Annotated in this window: 17 protein-coding genes; 14 read left to right on the forward strand and 3 right to left on the reverse strand. The window is 58.5% G+C overall.

Translation table 11 applies throughout. The features are described 5' to 3' along the window. The first annotated feature begins 132 nt into the window (after nt 1-132). The 9 genes from QP970_RS00260 (at nt 133) to ffh (ending at nt 10,715) form a co-directional block, all read left to right on the forward strand. Nucleotides 133-3,108, forward strand: a complete 2,976-nt coding sequence (locus tag QP970_RS00260) for a DUF4040 family protein (protein WP_239269458.1) — start codon at nt 133-135, stop codon at nt 3,106-3,108. Beyond that, complete coding sequence (locus QP970_RS00265) at nt 3,108-3,584, forward strand: sodium:proton antiporter (RefSeq protein WP_239269459.1); 477 nt, start codon at nt 3,108-3,110, stop codon at nt 3,582-3,584. The genes QP970_RS00260 and QP970_RS00265 overlap by 1 nt, the downstream gene beginning before the upstream one ends. Further along, a complete protein-coding gene (locus tag QP970_RS00270) occupies nt 3,584-5,125 on the forward strand; it encodes a monovalent cation/H+ antiporter subunit D family protein (protein ID WP_284869375.1) in 1,542 nt (513 codons plus the stop codon). The genes QP970_RS00265 and QP970_RS00270 overlap by 1 nt, the downstream gene beginning before the upstream one ends. Further along, nucleotides 5,126-5,659: a monovalent cation/H+ antiporter subunit E gene (locus tag QP970_RS00275; protein WP_005278609.1), complete on the forward strand. Its 534-nt coding sequence runs from the start codon at nt 5,126-5,128 to the stop codon at nt 5,657-5,659. Next, nucleotides 5,656-5,946 carry a cation:proton antiporter gene (locus tag QP970_RS00280; RefSeq protein WP_005278611.1) on the forward strand — a complete coding sequence of 97 codons (291 nt, stop codon included), beginning with the start codon at nt 5,656-5,658 and terminating at the stop codon, nt 5,944-5,946. The genes QP970_RS00275 and QP970_RS00280 overlap by 4 nt, the downstream gene beginning before the upstream one ends. 3 nt (nt 5,947-5,949) lie before the next feature. After that, nucleotides 5,950-6,318 (forward strand): Na+/H+ antiporter subunit G, encoded by a 369-nt coding sequence (locus QP970_RS00285; protein ID WP_239269462.1) that lies wholly within the window; start codon nt 5,950-5,952, stop codon nt 6,316-6,318. Nucleotides 6,319-6,545: 227 nt separating this feature from the next. After that, on the forward strand, nt 6,546-6,884 hold the full coding sequence (locus QP970_RS00290) for a P-II family nitrogen regulator (RefSeq protein WP_005278617.1): 339 nt from the start codon (nt 6,546-6,548) through the stop codon (nt 6,882-6,884). A gap of 6 nt (nt 6,885-6,890) precedes the next feature. After that, nucleotides 6,891-9,023 (forward strand): [protein-PII] uridylyltransferase, encoded by a 2,133-nt coding sequence (locus tag QP970_RS00295; protein WP_239269463.1) that lies wholly within the window; start codon nt 6,891-6,893, stop codon nt 9,021-9,023. 51 nt (nt 9,024-9,074) lie between these two features. Then, nucleotides 9,075-10,715 carry a signal recognition particle protein gene (gene ffh / locus QP970_RS00300; protein WP_005278622.1) on the forward strand — a complete coding sequence of 547 codons (1,641 nt, stop codon included), beginning with the start codon at nt 9,075-9,077 and terminating at the stop codon, nt 10,713-10,715. Between the two features lie 80 nt (nt 10,716-10,795). On the opposite strand, the gene QP970_RS00305 is transcribed toward ffh, so the two are convergent. Further along, nucleotides 10,796-13,063, reverse strand: a complete 2,268-nt coding sequence (locus QP970_RS00305) for an acyltransferase family protein (protein WP_239269464.1) — start codon at nt 13,061-13,063, stop codon at nt 10,796-10,798. A 356-nt stretch (nt 13,064-13,419) separates the two neighbouring features. On the opposite strand from QP970_RS00305, the gene rpsP reads away from it, so the two are divergent. Then, complete coding sequence (rpsP, locus tag QP970_RS00310; protein ID WP_284851456.1) at nt 13,420-13,917, forward strand: 30S ribosomal protein S16; 498 nt, start codon at nt 13,420-13,422, stop codon at nt 13,915-13,917. A gap of 165 nt (nt 13,918-14,082) precedes the next feature. Here rpsP and QP970_RS00315 read toward each other — a convergent pair whose 3' ends face one another. Beyond that, nucleotides 14,083-14,787: a TetR/AcrR family transcriptional regulator gene (locus QP970_RS00315; protein ID WP_239269465.1), complete on the reverse strand. Its 705-nt coding sequence runs from the start codon at nt 14,785-14,787 to the stop codon at nt 14,083-14,085. 27 nt (nt 14,788-14,814) lie between these two features. Further along, nucleotides 14,815-15,240, reverse strand: a complete 426-nt coding sequence (locus QP970_RS00320) for a cupin domain-containing protein (RefSeq protein WP_239269466.1) — start codon at nt 15,238-15,240, stop codon at nt 14,815-14,817. A gap of 86 nt (nt 15,241-15,326) precedes the next feature. Between QP970_RS00320 and rimM the strand changes: the two genes are divergently transcribed. The 4 genes from rimM (at nt 15,327) to QP970_RS00340 (ending at nt 17,779) form a co-directional block, all read left to right on the forward strand. Beyond that, on the forward strand, nt 15,327-15,824 hold the full coding sequence (gene rimM / locus QP970_RS00325) for a ribosome maturation factor RimM (protein WP_239269467.1): 498 nt from the start codon (nt 15,327-15,329) through the stop codon (nt 15,822-15,824). Then, nucleotides 15,821-16,711 (forward strand): tRNA (guanosine(37)-N1)-methyltransferase TrmD, encoded by an 891-nt coding sequence (gene trmD, locus QP970_RS00330; RefSeq protein WP_239269468.1) that lies wholly within the window; start codon nt 15,821-15,823, stop codon nt 16,709-16,711. Before rimM ends, trmD begins: the two co-directional genes overlap by 4 nt. Nucleotides 16,712-16,716: 5 nt before the next feature. Next, nucleotides 16,717-17,091: a hypothetical protein gene (locus tag QP970_RS00335; protein ID WP_239269469.1), complete on the forward strand. Its 375-nt coding sequence runs from the start codon at nt 16,717-16,719 to the stop codon at nt 17,089-17,091. Between the two features lie 97 nt (nt 17,092-17,188). Beyond that, nucleotides 17,189-17,779, forward strand: a complete 591-nt coding sequence (locus tag QP970_RS00340; protein WP_239269470.1) for a hypothetical protein — start codon at nt 17,189-17,191, stop codon at nt 17,777-17,779. Nucleotides 17,780-17,814 lie beyond the last annotated feature (35 nt).

A 17,814-nucleotide genomic window follows, 5' to 3' on the forward strand; every position in this document is an offset into this window, starting at 1 on the left:
AGCATGGGGAGCCCTGGATTGCTGTGATCTGCATTGAGCTGGTGAGCAATGGTAATCTGGTAGGGCTGTATTTAGTGATTCGGTGCGAAATTCGCACCAATCCAAGACCAAGGTTCGTGAGGCAAGTATTTCGTGACGCTACTTTTTGCTGTCCTCCTCGCAGCATTGGCAGTGATCTTGGCACCGGTGACCGTAAAGGTCATGGACCGACAGGCGGGCTATCCATTAGCCGTCCTCTTTCTCATCGCAGCGGTGCTCATTGCTAAGGATTTTTCTGCCATTGCAGCGGGGCAGGAACTCAGTTTCCAAGCCACCTGGGTACGCGATTTTATTGCACCGGGGGTTGATGTAAGTTTCGCTCTGCGTGGAGATGCATTGAGCATCTTCTTCGCCATGTTGGCTCTTGTCATTGGCGCTGTCGTGCTGACGTACTCGGCAGCGTATCTCCCGAAAAATGAGGGAAATACGAGCTTTTATACATTGATGACGGCGTTCACGCTGTCCATCTTGTTGCTGGTTCTGGCCAATGACGTTGTTGTCCTATTCCTCGCCTGGGAGCTTGTCTCCTTGGCTTCCTTCATGCTCATTGCGCGTTCTGGCTCCGGGGGAGAGGCAGGTTCGCAGCGCACCTTAATCCTGACCTTTATCGGTGGCCTTACGCTATTGACGGCATTGGGCATCGCCGCAGTGACCACCGGTTCGACCACCATTTCTGAGATCCTCGCATCCTCGGTATGGGATGAGCGCCCCGGCGTGACCGCGAGCGTTGCCGTGCTTATCGCGGCTTCTGCTTTTACCAAGTCCGCTCAATTCCCATTCCACTTCTGGCTGCCAGAAGCCATGGCCGCCGCTACGCCTGTCTCGGCGTTCCTGCACGCCGCGGCCGTGGTCAAGGCGGGTATTTACCTGCTCATTCGCTTCTCCACGGTCTTCTACGATGTCGCGGTGTGGAACTGGGTGCTCATCGTCGTCGGTATGGGCACGGCGGTTATGTCCGCGGTATTCGCGGTGCAAAAGACGGACCTGAAGAAGCTGACCGCATATTCCACCGTGTCTCACCTGGGTTGGATTGTGGCCACCATCGGTGTCGGTACCCCGTTCGCTATTGGGGCAGCACTGGTGCACACCTTGGCCCACGCGCTCTTTAAGTCCTCGCTGTTCATGCTCATCGGCGTCATTGACCATGAAGCGGGTTCGCGCGATATCCGTCGCCTTGGCCCGCTGTGGAATAAGATGCCGTGGACGTTTGGCTCTGTCGTCATCGGCGCCGCCTCCATGGCTGCGGTTCCTCCGCTGCTGGGCTTCGTGTCCAAGGAAGGAATGCTCACCGCCTTTGAGGACGCCCCCATTGGCGGCGCAGGGCAAGCAATCTTGCTTGCCGTGGCAGGTATCGGTGCCTTCTTTACCTTCACCTACTCGGCGAAGATCGTCTTCGGTGCATTCTTCGATGGGCCGCGCTCTATGGACGATGTCCACGAAGCCCCAGTTGCCCTGTGGCTTCCCGCGGCGCTGCCGGGCTTTATGTCCCTGCCGCTCGTCTTCGTCTTGGGTATTTTCGATGAGCCTTTGGAGCATGCCGTTGGCGCCGTGGGCATGGAAACGCATTCTCACCTTGCGGTATGGCATGGAATCAACGTTCCATTCATCATTTCGATTCTCGTGCTGGTGGCCGGTATTGCCGGTCTCTTTGCCCGCAAGAAGATGTGGCCGGCCTTCGAGGGACGCAACTTCATGCCGCGCAGCGGCAACGAGCTCCTGCAAAGCCTGCAAGATGGCTGCGCCAAGCTCGGCCAGGTATTGGGCAAGATGTCCGATTCCCACAACCCGTCCCGTCACATCCTGCCGATCGTCATTGTGATTATCGTCCTGGCGGGGACTACCTTGTTTGGCGAGGGGGTCGACGGCGTACCGCTGCAACCGCGCGTCGATGGTCTCGATAACCCGTGGGACCTGCTGCCGTTGGGTATCATTGCCTTGTCCGTATTCGGGCTGGTACGCACCAAGAACCGCCTAACCGGCGCCGTCATGATCGGCATCGCAGGTACGGGCGTTACCTTGCAAATGTTCCTCTTGGGCGCACCGGACGTCGCGCTGACCCAGTTCATGGTGGAAGCCCTGTCCGTGGTCGTCATGATGATGGTGCTGCGTTACCTGCCGGAGACCTTCCAGCCGGTTACTGATAAATCCCGCAGGGTAGGCTCCATCGTTATCGCCGTATTGGCCGGTATCGCTGCCTTCCTCGGCGTCTGGGGCCTGATGGGCCGCCACGAACGCTCGGACTTGGCGCTGTGGTACCTCGACGAGGCACCGGATATCACGGGTGGCGATAACGTCGTGGCCACCATCATCGTGGAATTCCGTGCACTCGATACCTTGGGCGAGCTGTCCGTGCTGGGCATGGCCGCCGTCGTTATTGCAGCCATTACTACGACGCTGCCGCGCTTCCCGTTCAGCTCGGGTACGCGCCCAGCGCCTTTCGGTCAGTCGCAGCTGAACTCCGTGCCGCTGCGCAAGGGAATCAATATTGTCATTCCTTTGCTCATCATCATGTCCGTCATCGTCTTCTTCCGCGGGCACAATGCCTCCGGCGGCGGATTCCCCGCGGCGCTGATTATGGGTGCGGCCATTGGCCTGACCTATCTGTCCCGCGGTTCCGATGAAATCGTCTTTGGCCGGATGACCCCAGTGCATCTGACCGGCATCGGCATCATTACGGCGCTATTGGCAGGCTTTATTGGTTACTGGCACGACGGCTTTGGCAATGGTGGTTTCCTCACTGCCTTGCACGGCGAAGCCTTTGGCCAGCACTGGACGACGTCCCTCATCTTCGACCTCGGTATTTACCTGGCCGTGTTGGGCATGCTCACGATGGCCATCAACGCCTTGGGCGGCTACCTCAGGCCAGGTACTGAGCGGGACTTCCTGCCGTGGATTCATGATGATGACTCGGCCCTGCCGGCCACGCCGCGCATCGCCGTTGAGGATGCGGACGATCCGTATCCAGACCCAATCAACCCGTCGACGGATCCGCTCGCTTTGCTCAGCCCCAAAGAGGCAAAGACAAAGCAACGTCGCCGTTCTAACGCCAACCGAGGAGGGGAGAAGTAATGATTCTCGCGTTAACTATCGCCATCCTCTTCGGGGGCGCCGTCTACCTCATTCAACAACGCGGCCTGGTCCGCATTGTGTTGGGCATGATGGCATTCGGCCACGGTGCCAACCTGACCTTGTTGGCCACTGGTGTGTACTCCTACCGAGGCGAAGCATTTCCCTCAGAGGTACCCCACGATCAGATGGCCGACCCGCTACCGCAGGCATTCGTGCTGACGGCCGTTGTTATCTCCATGGCAACCTCGACCATCCTGTTGACCATGGCTGCGATGGGCAAAAACGATGACACCGATGTTGTGGAACCCGTCGATGACAACACCATTGACCACGCATTTTCTACCTTGGGCCGCGATGCTCAGAACCGCGCGATTTTGGAAGAGTCCGCGAATGAGCTCGATCGCATTGGCCGGGTAGACCACGACACCCCCGTGGCTGAGCGCGGGGTAAATAGGAAGAAGGAGGATGAAAAATAATGGCTGATGTTGTAGCCCAACTTCTTCCGCTTTTCCCGGGCATTCCGCTCATTGCCGCGGCTCTTGCCTTGCTGGCGCCGTGGCGCGCCGTTCGCGATGCGATCATGCTCATCATCCCCGGAGTCGGTGTCTTCGCCGGCCTGGGACTGTTGATCTACACCATGAACAATGGGGTAGTGGCGCATACCGTGGGCCTCTACGTAGGAAATGTGGGTATTCCGCTCGTTGCGGATGCCTTCTCCGCGCTGATGATCATCACCACGATGATCGTGGCCTTTGGCGCTAACTGGTTCGCCATCGTGGGCGGGGAGACGAAATCTCGTTATTACCCTTCGCTCACGCTGATTCTTATCACCGGTGTATGCGGTGCGCTGCTGACCGCTGACCTCTTTAACTTCTTCGTGTTCATTGAGGTCATGCTGTTGCCGTCCTACGGCCTTATCACCATGTCGGGCACGTGGTCGCGCTTGGCGGCAGGACGCGCGTTCGTCCTCGTTAACCTTTTTGCCTCCACGCTGCTGGTGGTTGGTGTCGGCTATATCTATTCCGTCACGGGCACGGTCAACCTGGCTGCCTTGCAGGGAGCCGCCGCCGGCAACGGCCCGGTGACCGTCGCCGCGGGCATTATCCTTATTGCGATTACCGCCAAGGCCGGTGTCTTCCCGGTGCAGTCTTGGCTGCCGCGCACCTATCCAGGCACGTCGGCCGCGGTGATGGGCCTTTTCTCCGGCCTGCACACGAAGGTCGCCGTCTACATGCTCTACCGGCTGTACGTGCAGCTTTTCGATCTCGAGCAGCGGTGGAACGTACTCATCATCGTCCTCATGCTGATCTCGATGATGATCGGTGCCTTCGGTGGTCTAACCGAAAAGACGATTCGCCGCGTGCTGGGTTACCAGATGCTCAACGGTATGCCGTTCATCTTGGTGATGCTGGCCTTTACCTCGGAAAACCCAAGTCGCGCCTTGGCCGCCGGTATCATGTACACGATTCACCACATGGTGACCGTTGGCTCGTTGATCCTGGCGTCCGGTGCTATCGAAGAGACCTATGGCACGGGTGACTTGACCAAAATATCCGGCCTCGCACGCCGCGATACCATTATCGCCTGGATTTTTGCCGCCGGTGCCTTCTCTGTGGTGGGCTTCCCGCCATTCTCCGGCATGTGGGGCAAGCTCATGATCGTCTTCGAGGTCGCCCGCAATGGCGGCGCTTGGGCCTGGATTGCCATTGCCGCCATCATCATCGCCTCCTTCGCGGCATTCTTGGCGATGTTGCGCGTCTGGCGCGAAGCCTTCTGGGGACACGATCTGCCCTCGGACAAGGTTCCCGATGAGCTCATCATCCGCAAGAAGCTGATGGCACCTTCCGCAGCGCTCATCTTGGTCTCGCTGGGCATGTTCATTTTTTCCGGCGTGGTTATTGATGTGGTGGAAACCGCAGCCGAACAACTGCTGGACACGACGGCTTATACTGACACCATCTTGGGCGATGACTCAGCCGCACTACCTAATATCGATGACATTCAGGAGGGCCGATAAATGCATGCCGTAGCTTATGCACTCTGGCTCATCAAGGAGATTTTCGTTGCTGGGTTCACCCTGGCGATGTCAGCATTTAAGCCCGATAACGAATACCACCCGGTGATCATCCGGTACCCACTGCGCGTTACCAGCGCCTGGGAGATTTTCTGGTTCACCTCCTCCATTACCGCTACCCCTGGCACGCTGTCCTTGGGACTGCGCGAACCACCGCGCAAGGGCTTGCCCCGCATCGTGCTAGTACAAGCGGTACAGGGCTCCGATCCTGCCGCGATCGTGGCTGACTTGGCCGATATGGAAGAGCACTTGGCACCGCGCGTTAAGAGCATCGACTATGGCGTTCCTGGGCAAGGGGATACGACGGAGCTCGATGAGGCTTTCTACGAATTCCCCTTGGATACCCTGGGCCGCTATATGCGCTCGCCGGATCTCGCGCGGGCGGAGGACACTCCGCTTTCGGAGAGCCAGGCGGACGTCGAAAAGCCCAAGCACCTCGCCCGGAAAATTCAACGCAGGAAGGAGACCGACCGATGATTGATTTTGCAACATTGTCCCCATTCGGTTGGGTTGTACTGGTGTGCGTGTTCATCATGGGCGGGGCCGCCTGGTGCGGGGTGCTATTGGCGCTGCGCACTCGCGATGAGCTCACCCGCGCGGTGATGTCAGACATCGTCTTTTACGGCATGATCTGCATGTACCTCGGTTGGTCAATGATCAACAATGCCCCACTGGCCTATGACATTGCCCTGATTGGCGCCATCGCGGCCGGTATTTTGCCGACCTTGTCTATGGCCCGCATTATTTCGAAAGGTCGGCGATAAGCCATGGCTGTTTACGAGATTATTGCTTCGGTTCTGCTCATTGTGGCTACCATCCTTGTGGTGGCAACCGTGGTCTCCTTGTGGCGCGCACCGGATGCCCTGACACGTGCCAACCTGATGGGCCCGACCGTGGGGTTGGCGGTTCCGCTTATTATCCTCGCCAAGCTAGTCGTGGATTTTGGTCAAGATGGCTTTTCTTTGGCGCTTCTTATCAAGGGCCTCATCGCATGCTTTGGCGTCTGGATTATCGGCTCGGTGGGCTCGTTCTACCTGGGACGTTCCATCTATGGCGTTGCGGTTACTGACGTCAAGCACGCCAAACACAATAATGAGAAAATTCAGACCGTCTTCGCCAATGAAGACGAAATCTAGGGATTTCCTACCCTAGTGTGCAGCGCGGGTTCGTACCTTTTCCATGGAGGGTGTGCGGCCCGCGTTTCCTTTGCGCTGCCGCGGTGTTTAACGCAGTGGATGCAGTTGTAATTGCAGATCGCCACCGTAATTCGGGCACATCCGGAAGTTGGGCCGGGCTAGACTGGAACGCAGCATATCCGCGCCGCGCTTGGCCACCGAATTATACTTTTCATTAGGAGGATTAAATGAAACTAATTACCGCCATTGTTAAGCCGTTTACTCTGCCGGATATCCGGGAGGCGTTAAAACAGCAGGATGTACACGGCCTTACAGTGACCGAAAGCCAAGGCTTTGGGCAGCAGAGCGGGCACAGCGAGGTTTACCGCGGCGCCGAATACGCGACGGACTTTGTGCCCAAGGTGAAGTTGGAGGTTTTGACCGCTGATGACCAGGTGGAAGACCTCATTGATGCCATCGTGGATGCCGCTTATACCGGCAAGATTGGCGATGGCAAGATTTGGATTACCCCGGTAGAAGACGTCATCCGCATCCGCACCGGGGAGCGCGGCGAGACCGCCCTGTAATTACAGATGGTGGCAGCATCCGCTCTTCGCAGCGAGGCTTATGCCGGGGCGGTGCGCGTGCTCCAGGACTTAGACCTGCCGCCGCACACGGCGCTAGCTGCAACTGGCTCTTTAGCCAGGCAGGAGATGACTCCCTATTCCGATATTGATGTCATCTTGATCTTCCCGGAGGACCACGAGCCAGATCCCCGCTTGGTAGAGGACTTGTGGTATCCGGTGTGGGATGCCAAGTATCGGTTGGACTTCGCCCTGCGCACCCCGCAGGAGTGCGCCGAGATCGCTCTGCAGGACGCCTCGGCTGGCTTCGCACAATTGGACCTGACGTATATCGCCGGCGAGAAGCCGCTTGTCGATGACGCCCGTCAGCGCCTCCTGCACGCGTGGCGGCGGCAGCTGCAGCGGGGCTTTGATAGCTTCGTCGCTATCGCCATCGCCCGGTGGAACCGTTCTGGCGCCGTTGCCACCATGACCAACCCAGACTTAAAAAACGGGCGAGGGGGATTGCGCGATATTCAGCTCCTGCGCGCTTTAGCCCTAGGAAATCTGTGCGATCTGCCTGTGCTGGAAGAAGAGCGGCGGCTGCTACTCGATGCACGGACCCTGCTGCACGTAAAGGCTCGCCGCCACCGCGATATTTTGGATCCGGACTTTGCCGCAGATGTTGCTGATGAAATGGGCTTTAACAGCCGCTATGAGCTAACGGCGGCATTGGTAACTGCGGCCTCTGCTGTCGATGAAGCGGTAGAGCGTAGCTTGGCCACAGCCCGCGACGTTTTGGGTAGCCGCAGCGCTAGTAAGTCGCAGGGAAGGAGCCGCGTGCGGCGTCCCCTCGACGTGGACGTTGTGGCCGATGGCGACGTTATCTCCCTGGCCCGTACGCCCAATCGTGCGGATCCATGGCTGTTGACCCGAGTCGCGGCGGCCGCAGCACGGACGGGTTATTCCGTATTACCTGCGACGTGGCGGGCGTTGCAGGAGCTGCCGGCTCCACCGGAGCGGTGGCCGCGGGCGGCCGTCGATGACTTTTTCGCCATTTTGTCTTCGCCTTCTCATACCCCGCGGGTGATTGCGGAGCTGGATCGCTATGGCCTGTGGGAGCGCTTGGTCCCCGAATGGGGTCATGTGCGCGGTTTACTGCCCAGGGAACGCAGCCACATGCATTCCGTGGACTATCACTTGGTTGCCACCGTGACGCGCTGCGCCGAGGTCCGGACCTCGGTGGCCCGCCCAGATCTCCTCCTCTTGGCTGCGTTGTATCACGATTTGGGCAAGGGCCATGACCGCCCGCACGAGCAGGTAGGGGCAGAGCTGGTGGCACGGCAGGCCGCGCGCATGCGGTTTAACCTTGCGGATATATCTCGCGTGCAAACCGTGGTGGCAGAGCATACGAGCCTGGCGCGATTGGCGGCGACGATGGATCCGAGTTCGGACGCCGCGCGCGATGCCCTATTAAATGCGTGCCATTATGACCAATTGACCATTTCGCTGCTTGCCACCTTATCCAAGGCGGATGCCTTATCGACGGGCCCTGGGGTTTGGTCCGCTCGCACCGCTCAGGCGCAGGCCCTTATCGTGGCCCGCGCCTTGGAGGCCAATAAGCCACGCATAGTGACCCGCCCCTTAGTGCGTGTTCCGCAGGACGAGTATGGGGTAGGGCTTGCGGTTGATTGGCAGGAGGAAGTGGTCACAGTAACCTGGTCCGGCGCCAATAAGGCGGATTTTAAGCGCATTTTTGCGTTGATTTCCGCCCTAGGGTGGACCATTGTGCGGGCCAATTTCGTGCGCGGTGATGCTGGTGGTTATCAGGCGGAGTTTGTCATCCGCACCGTGCAAAAGACGCTTAGAGAGGCCGCGGAACCGGACAGGTTTATCCAGTCCTATAATTCGCGGACGTACACCGAGCTTCCCGAGATCGCAGGTGAGCCCACGACGGCGGCGTTTAACGTGGGCGGAATCTTAGAGATTCGCACCGTGGAGAGGATAGGCGCGTTGGGCTATCTGGTGGAGGCTTTGCCGGAGTTTATGTGGCTGCGCCATGAAATCTTGGGTGCAACGATGATTGTGCATGTGTTCTTTGGAGCTTCGGTTTCTCGCGCCCAGGTGGTGGGGAATGTGACCAGGGCCCTGGCTAGGGACTAAGATTGAATAATTGAACTTTAGATCGATCTAATTTAAGGGAGCGCATCCGTAGTGTTTGACTCACTATCAGACCGCCTACAGTCAGCCCTGGCGGGCCTGCGCGGCAAGGGCAAATTAACTGAGGCGGATATCAACGCCACGACTCGTGAGATTCGCTTGGCATTGCTGGAAGCTGACGTTTCTCTGACGGTGGTGCGCGGGTTTATCAAGCGCATCAAGGAACGCGCGCGCGGCGCGGAAGTATCTGAGGCGCTCAACCCCGCCCAACAGGTGGTCAAGATCGTCAATGAGGAGCTCATTGAGATCCTAGGCGGCGAAACCCGCCGGTTGAACCTGGCCAAGAATCCTCCGACCGTCATCATGCTGGCCGGTCTGCAAGGTGCTGGTAAAACCACCCTGGCCGGTAAATTGGCCAAGCACCTCACGAAGCAGGGGCACACCCCGATGCTCGTGGCCTGTGATTTGCAGCGCCCAGGCGCTGTGCAGCAGCTGCAGATCGTCGGCGAGCGCGCGGAGGTCCCTACCTTTGCCCCAGACCCAGGTACCTCCCTGGATTCCAATGACCACGAGATGGGTACCTCGCACGGGGACCCGGTGGACGTCGCCAAGCGCGGTATTGCTGAGGCGAAGCAGAAGCAGCACGATGTGGTCATCATCGATACCGCCGGCCGCTTGGGCATTGATGAAACCTTGATGACGCAGGCGCGCAATATCCGCGACGCCGTAAACCCGGATGAAGTGCTGTTCGTCATCGACTCCATGATTGGTCAGGACGCCGTGCAAACGGCGGAGGCCTTCCGCGATGGCGTGGACTTTACCGGCGTGGTTCTCACGAAGCTGGATGGTGACGCTCGCGGTGGTGCAGCTCTGTCCATTCGTGAGGTGACCGGCAAGCCGATTTTGTATGCCTCTACCGGTGAGAAGCTCGATGATTTCGATGTCTTCCACCCAGAGCGCATGTCCAGCCGCATCCTGGGCATGGGTGACCTGCTCTCCCTAATTGAGCAGGCGGAAGCCACCCTGGATCACCAGAAGGCCGAGGAAGCGGCCTCTAAGCTTGGCTCCGGCGAGCTGACGCTGAATGACTTCTTGGACCAGATGCTGATGATCCGCAAGATGGGTCCGATTGGCAACTTGCTGAAGATGATGCCTGGCGGCAAGCAGATGAATGAGATGGCCGCCATGGTGGATGAAAAGCAGCTGGATCGCATCCAGGCCATCATCCGCGGTATGACCCCAGAAGAGCGCGAGAACCCGAAGATTTTGAACGCATCGCGCCGCAAGCGCATCGCCAATGGTTCCGGTGTGAGCGTTTCCGAGGTCAACCAGCTCATCGAGCGCTTCAACCAGGCCAAGAAGATGATGTCCAAGATGGCCGGCCAATTTGGCATGGGAGGTGGCGGACGTTCTGCCACCAAGAAAAAGCCTAAGGGCCGCAAGGGCAAGAACGGCAAGCGCAAGAAGGGCAAGGGCGGCGGTGGCAACCGCGGACCCAAGATGCCGGGCGGTATGCCAGGCATGGGCGGCGGTATGCCGTCGATGGAAGAGCTACAGCAGCTGCAACAGCAGATGGGAGGCGCTGGCGGTGCCGGTGGCCTCGGCGGTGGAAAGATTCCCGGTATGCCCAAGATGCCTAAAGGCATGGAGAATATCGACCTCGATAACCTCAACTTTGGCAAGGGTAAAAAGTAGCCGCGCAGAGAAATAAATAGAAGGTGGCCCATTGCTTACAGGTAATGGGCCACCTTTGTGCGTGCCGTCGCGGGGAGCGTTTACACCGGATCGTTTTCCGGGGTATTGGGGTACGGCACTGGGTTGGCGCGCCGCGCGCCACCGGTGGTGGGGGAAGCTGGCGATTCCTCTAGTGCTGCCTCCGCCTCTTCAGGGGAGATTTCTGGCGCCTCTTGTTGGACCTTTTCGCCGTTCAAGAAGGGGGTGAGGGCTTCTCGGATCATCGGCATCGCGGAATCCGCAAAGGCATTGGTGATGTGGTGCATATCGCGGTAGACCATGGTGTTGCCGATGATGACCGGGCAATCGCCATTAGTATCGCAGAACCACGGCGCGGTATCGAGGGACAGCATGTTCTCATACTGCGATAGGACTACAGCGCCTGGATCATAAGGTTGGTAGACCTGCTCGAACCGCATGCCACAGCCCACAGCGTCCTCGTTGGCAACGTAGCACTCATCGAATTCGCGCGGCTCTCCGTCCTCGTCGAATCCCCACGGGTTATCGCGGAAGCCCAAGAAAGGAATATCGCGCTTGGACAGCTCATCCCAGAAGGCTTGGTAGCCGGCGGGCACCGCATCGGGGCCATGCCCAAACTCGTTTTGCGGGCGGGTGGTATTGGAGATAACCAACTCTGGCTTGGCTTCGGCAATGCGGTCCATGACCAGTTCACCCCACTCGGCGCAATCGGGGCTGACCGTGACGTCATCGCCAAGCTCGATGGGGCAACCTTGGCGCAAGAGGGGAACCAGCTTGAAACCCATCTCTCGGCCCAGGCGGTCGAGGGCAGAGGAGTATTGCTCCGCGTGGGATCCTCCCACCAAATAGACTTCCTTTTCGGCAGTAGTGTCGCCGAAAATGCAGGGGGTCTTGCCGTCCCTGCGCGTTTCAAAGAAGAAATCAGCGGGCTGAGTATCGGGCACGAAGCACCAGTTTGCAGCAACCGGTGGCTCGATTCCTCCAGCAACGACGGGATCAGGTTTGATCTCTACTCCGTCCGGCGGGGTGATGTCATTGATGAACGTGGTAGCGCCGGGATATAGCCGGGGATTAAGTGTTTCCGCGTCGGCGATATTAAGGGTGCGCAGCCACAGCGGCTGAATGAGAAGCAGCGCCGTGACGCAGCTGGCGACCACGACACCGCCGATGGCTCGACCGGCACCGGCACGGGTGGACAGACTAGAGATTGCCTTGTGGGCTGGGAGGTCCTCTGCCAAGGGGCGCTTGCGGTGCTGGCGCAGGGGGCGTTCGATGAAGCGATGCGTGATATCTGCAAGCAGCAGGGAGATGGCAATGATAATGATACCCAGCCACCACGACGGGGTCTGCTGGCCCAAGTAGGAGGTGGACAAAATAAGCAGCGGCCAGTGCCATAGATACAGCGGATAGGCGATATCGCCCAGCCAGCGTGCCTTCTTAGAGGCCATGGCCTTGGAGATCTTGCCGCCACCGCCCAAGATGATGAGCACGGCACCGCCCAAAGGCAAAAGCGAGAGCGGTCCTGGGTAGGCGGTGGTCTCTGCGATGATGGCGCCGGTAAAGACCAGCATGAAAAGGCCGAGGCCGGTAAACAGGTCATAAAAACGTGCAGGAATCTTCCATGCGGAACCGTAGATGGCTAGAACCGCACCGAGGGTCAACTCCCAGGCACGCGACCACGTGGAGTAATAGTTTTCCGGCGTTCCGTGCAGCCCATGGCGCGAGGCATAGGCAAAGGACACGATGGTCACCACGATGAGAATGGGGCCGGCGATTTGGTTGACCGTAGGGAAGCGGCTGGTCCGCAGCGAAGAATGCTGCGGACGCCATTTCATAATCGCGGCCAGGATGAGGGCAAAGGCAATGCCCATCAGGTAGAACTGGCCCTGCACGGACATTGACCACATATGCTGCAGCGGGGAAGTATCGGCGGCGGCCGCAGTGTAGTCAGCGTTTTGACGCGCCAGCTCCCAGTTCTGGTAATACAGCATGGTTGCCGTAATTTGCTGGGTAAATTCAGTGCGCATGAGCTGCGGCGTGAAAAGGCGCACCAATATATACGTCACACCGATGACTAGGACGAGGCTTGGTACCAAGCGGCGCAACGTGCGCCAGATTGGCCACCATGGGTTCAAGGAGGCGTTGGACTTTCCGGCATAGCGCAGCTGCGAGCCTAAGAAGAAATAACCGGAAAGCAGTAAGAAGACATCCACGCCGCCAGATACACGACCGACAAAGACGTGGTAGATAACTACGAGGCCAATTGCGATACCGCGCAGACCATCGAGGTCATAGCGGTATCGAAAGTTGCGTGGAGAATCTTTTGTCATAAAACGTCATTTCGTGCGCTTGTTCATGGAAAACAAACGCGGCGTATTTCAAAGCCTTCTGTGGCAAAGGTTTACATTCGGCTAATAAGGGTACTCTTTAAAGGTCTCGAAAGCATAACGGGGCAACGTAAAATGCGGGAGACGCGAAGATTTTAAAATACTGCCTGCACACGCTAAAATGGTTCGGGTTATCGCAGTGGTGCGAACTGCTGATGATAATGAGACGTTTCATTCTGCGTAACACCGTTCCCGTCTACGGTCGGCCGGTACGTCACGCGCAGATAAAATCCAAGGGTTGAACCGGCGTGCTAAACAGCGCGTGTCTGAACTGCCCAGTGACTAGAAAAGGAGCCATCATGGCTGTCAAAATTAAACTGCAGCGCGTAGGTAAGATTCGCGCCGCTGAATACCGCGTAGTTATCGCTGATGCTCGTACCCGCCGCAGCGGCAAGGTCATCGAGAACATCGGCATCTACCACCCGAAGGAAGAGCCTTCCCTCATCAAGATCGACTCCGAGCGCGCACAGCACTGGCTGTCCGTTGGTGCACAGCCCACCGAGCCGGTCTTGGCACTGCTGAAGGTCACCGGTGACTGGCAGAAGCACAAGGGCCTGCCGGGTGCCGAAGGCACCTTGAAGGTTGCCGAGGAGAAGAAGTCCAAGCTGGACCTCTTCAACGAGGCATTGGCTGAGGCTAATAACGGCCCAACCATCGAGGCCATCACCGAAAAGAAGAAGGCCAAGGAAGAAGCAAAGAAGAAGGAAGCTGAAGAGGCCGCTGCAGCTGAGGCTGCCGCCGCTGCTGCCGGCGAAGCAGATGCTGAGGCAGAAGCTTCTGAGGAGTCCGCAGAGTAATCTGCTTGGGTTTCCAGCGCCCCTTTATTGATAAGGGGCGCTGTGTATAAGCTGCATAAACTTCATCCCCCACCCGTCATCGCGGTATTTACCAGCGATGGCGAGTGGGGGATTTTGCGCGCGTAAACGCCGCGTGTACGCCGCGCGGCCGCACCGCGCTAGTGCCTAACGCTCCTCATCGCGCGGCCGTAATTCGGGGTAATTGGCGTATACATCGCCCGGATCTTCAAAATCCATTCCGCGCAGGCTGCCTGCGACGACAGGCTTAAACAGCTTATAGATTTCCTCCCGCGGCAGTTTAGACAGGGGCCCATCAATGGCAAGTACGGTAAACCCGTGGACGGCGGACCACGACAGCAAGCTATTGTGTAGGAAATATTCTTTATTGGGCGTTTGGCCGAGGGCCTGGGCGTGGCGGGCCAAGAGATCGAAGTAGCGCTGAATCATATTCAGGTGCTCGCTTTTTGGATCATCGGGAGTCGAAGGGTCTACGCCAAGCATAAAGCGCAGCGCCTTCCACTCCAGCATGCAGCGGAAGAAATTCGTTTCATCCAAGGCAAAGTCGAGGTAGGCAAAACCTATCTGCACGAGGTGATCGGGGAAGGCGAGGTCACCAGATTCATTGGTGGTGCGGTGCAGGCGGCGCACGAGCTCATCGGTGGCGAGTTCGGCCACCTTATCGTGCAGCTCTTCCTGGTCCTTAAAGTGCCGGTAGGCAGATGTAGGGGACACTCCTGCCGCGCGGGTAACGGCGCGGATAGTGATAGCCTCGGGGCCTTTTTCTTTGCCTAATTGCACGGCGATGCGCAGCAGCTCGTCGTGGAGGTTTCCGTGGTGATAAGGCTTGTTATGAGACTGCGTTGTATCCAAAATCTGTCCTAATAGTCTGTATTTCAATTAGCCTGTAAGCATCGTTAGAAGCATCAGTGCAGGCTGCGCGTCCGCCTGTTCTGCGGGCGAATTCGAATCCATCTCCGGTAGGGGCGCGGCAACGCTATGTACTTTATAGGCCGGCAAATGCACAATCCTACCCGGGGATAGGGTGACCGTTTTCTCCCCGCAGGTGAAATTCACCTCGCCGCGTATGGCCTGCACGGTAATCGGGTGGGCGGCTTTGTGGTCCGGCAAGGTTTGCCCCGGTGCGAAGCTAAAAAGGATGAGGTTTGCGCGCTCACCGTTTAAGACCCGCTTGACCCCAGGGCGCTTGCGTTCAGGATCGGTGGCAGGCGCCAAGGCTACGAGGTCAAGGTCGATCAAGGGCGAGTGCGGTGCCTCCTGATGTGCACCGCGTGGCTCGGAAGCTGGGCTGGGTGAGTCGTTCATGCCACAAGCCTAATCCTTAGCGGCCGGATTGTGGGGAACGCGGCAGGAGATAAAGGCAACGGGGTGCATGCGGTAAACTCTGCGCCATGGAATTGATGATTGGGCGCGTCATTAAGTCGCACGGAATCAAGGGAGAAGTGGTGGTAGAGCCCACCACCGATGAGCCCGAGGTGCGCTTTGCGGTGGGAGAAAAACTGCAGGGCAGGCAGGGCCGCAAGGAGCACGAATTGACCATCTCTGCGGTGCGCAGCCACAAGGGGCGGCTTTTGGTGACGTGCAAGGAAATTGCTGATCGCACCCAAGCGGATAGTCTGCGCGGTACCCAATTTTTCGCCGCCCCATTAGAAGATGACGACGAGGGCTTTTATGATTATGAGCTCGAAGGCTTGCGCGTTATCCGCGACGGGGAAGACATCGGTGCTGTAGCTTCCGTCGTGCACGGGCCTAGCCAAGACCTCTTAGAGGTTGAGCTGTCTAAGGGTAGCTCCGCCTTGGTGCCCTTTGTCCATGCCATAGTCCCAGAGGTCGATGTGGAAGCCGGCACCTGCACCATCGAACCCCCGGAAGGGCTGTTGGACCTATGAGGCTCGATGTAGTGACCATCTTCCCGGAATATCTGCAGCCGCTGCGCCACGCTCTTTTAGGAAAAGCCATCGAGCAGGGCCGCCTTGAGGTGGGCGTGCACGATCTGCGGCAGTGGGCCACGGATGCGCATAAATCGGTCGATGACTCGCCCTTTGGCGGCGGCCCAGGAATGGTCATGAAGCCGGAGGTTTGGGGCCCTGCGCTTGACGATGTCGCACTTGGGACCACCGCTCCCACCCTCGAGTCCTCGTTGCCGCACCTAAACCGTCCGCGCCACGATGAACTAGAAGGCGTCGAAGCCCAGGCATATGGCGCTGAGGCGGCACAAGGCGAGCGAGAAAGCGGCAGCGAAGATGAAGGCCTCCCGCTGCTCTTGGTGCCCACCCCGGCTGGGGCGCCTTTTACCCAGGCGGATGCCCGGGCATGGTCTACCGAGGAGCATATTGTTTTTGCCTGTGGGCGTTACGAGGGCATCGACCAGCGCGTGGTTGAAGATGCAAAGAAGCGCTACCGCGTTCGGGAGGTATCCATCGGGGACTATGTGCTCATCGGCGGGGAAGTTGCGGTACTGGTGATTGCAGAGGCCGTCGTCCGGCTTATTCCGGGGGTATTGGGCAATAAGCGCTCGCATGAGGAGGATTCTTTTTCTGATGGCCTGTTAGAGGGTCCAAGCTATACCAAGCCGCGGGAGTGGCGCGGGCTTGCGGTTCCGGAGGTTCTGACCTCTGGAAACCATGGGCTGGTGGACCGGTGGCGCAGGGAACAAGCATTGGAGCGCACGTGGCAGCGCCGCCCCGAGTTATTGGATCACGTGGAATTGAGCAAGGCGGACAAGGCATATTTAGCGCACGTGCGCGAGCGTGAATCTGAAGGAGAGGCACAGTAGTGCAGGTGAGCGTGGATCTTTCTGTGCTGATGCCCCAGGAAGTATGGGAAGCATACCAGGCAGGCATGCCACAGAAATTGCGCAGCGCAGGCTTTGTACCGGAGAGCATCTTTGCCGCCGTGGTTGCCCCGTCGCCGCCGGCAGATAGCCCGCTCGCCCAGGAATATGAACTCAGCAATGAAACCCCGGCGGAGGGGACGCCGCTGTGGCGGGTCATCGTCAATGGCGATACCGCAGCACCCCTGCCCTCCGTCGCGCCCATGGTTGCCACTTGCCTGCCGCCCACCGCCGCGTGGTTGGGGAGCACGGAAATTGGCCATACCGAATTCGCGTGGTCGGCCAAGCCGGTATGGCGCGCAGAGTCCAGCGAAGAAAATTAGGATAATGCCCTAAGAAGACTTGTATCGGTGCAGGGCAGTGATACTGTAAGTGCAGCACACACTCGCATTTTTACTTGCTCTTCAAGGATTCTCTCGCATGACTTCTCCCAACGGACATGACTTTGGCGGATACAACCAACAACCGCAGTACAATCAGTACCCCGCGTATTCTCAGCCCCAACAGAGCCGTGGCGGGAATGGAGCCATGGTTGCGGCGATCATTTTGGGAGTCGTGGCGCTTTTAGCCATCGCCGCTGCGGCGTTCTTTTTTGTGAAGGGAAATGGCGATAACTCCAGCGCCACCGCGCAGGAAAGCCAATTCCAGCAAAAGGTTGACACCACAAAGGTCGAGGACAAGGACGACGGGAAGTCGGGCAGTGAAGCTACCGTAACCAAGACCGAGCAGGCCCCCGCGCCCGCCCCGGCACAGGCGCCTGTGAGCAGCGGCAATGGGCATTCATGGGGCGATTACACGAGCTATTATGCTGCCTCGAGCAAAACGTCAGATCCGTTTGCCAAAAACGTCTATGACACCTTCATGAATAACTGGATGTCCGGTGGCGGAACGGATGCCACCTTGAGCGTCTATTCGCCGACTACCGGCGGTACCTACACGATGTACTGCTCGGGTAATTCCTCGCGGGTGAGCTGCTCCGGCGGCGATAGGGCCAAGGTAGTCATCCACTAAAACCGAGCACGTCCGTTCCTCTTCTTCCTGCGTTT

Source organism: Corynebacterium sp. MSK073, from assembly GCF_030232085.1.
Lineage (GTDB): Bacteria > Actinomycetota > Actinomycetes > Mycobacteriales > Mycobacteriaceae > Corynebacterium.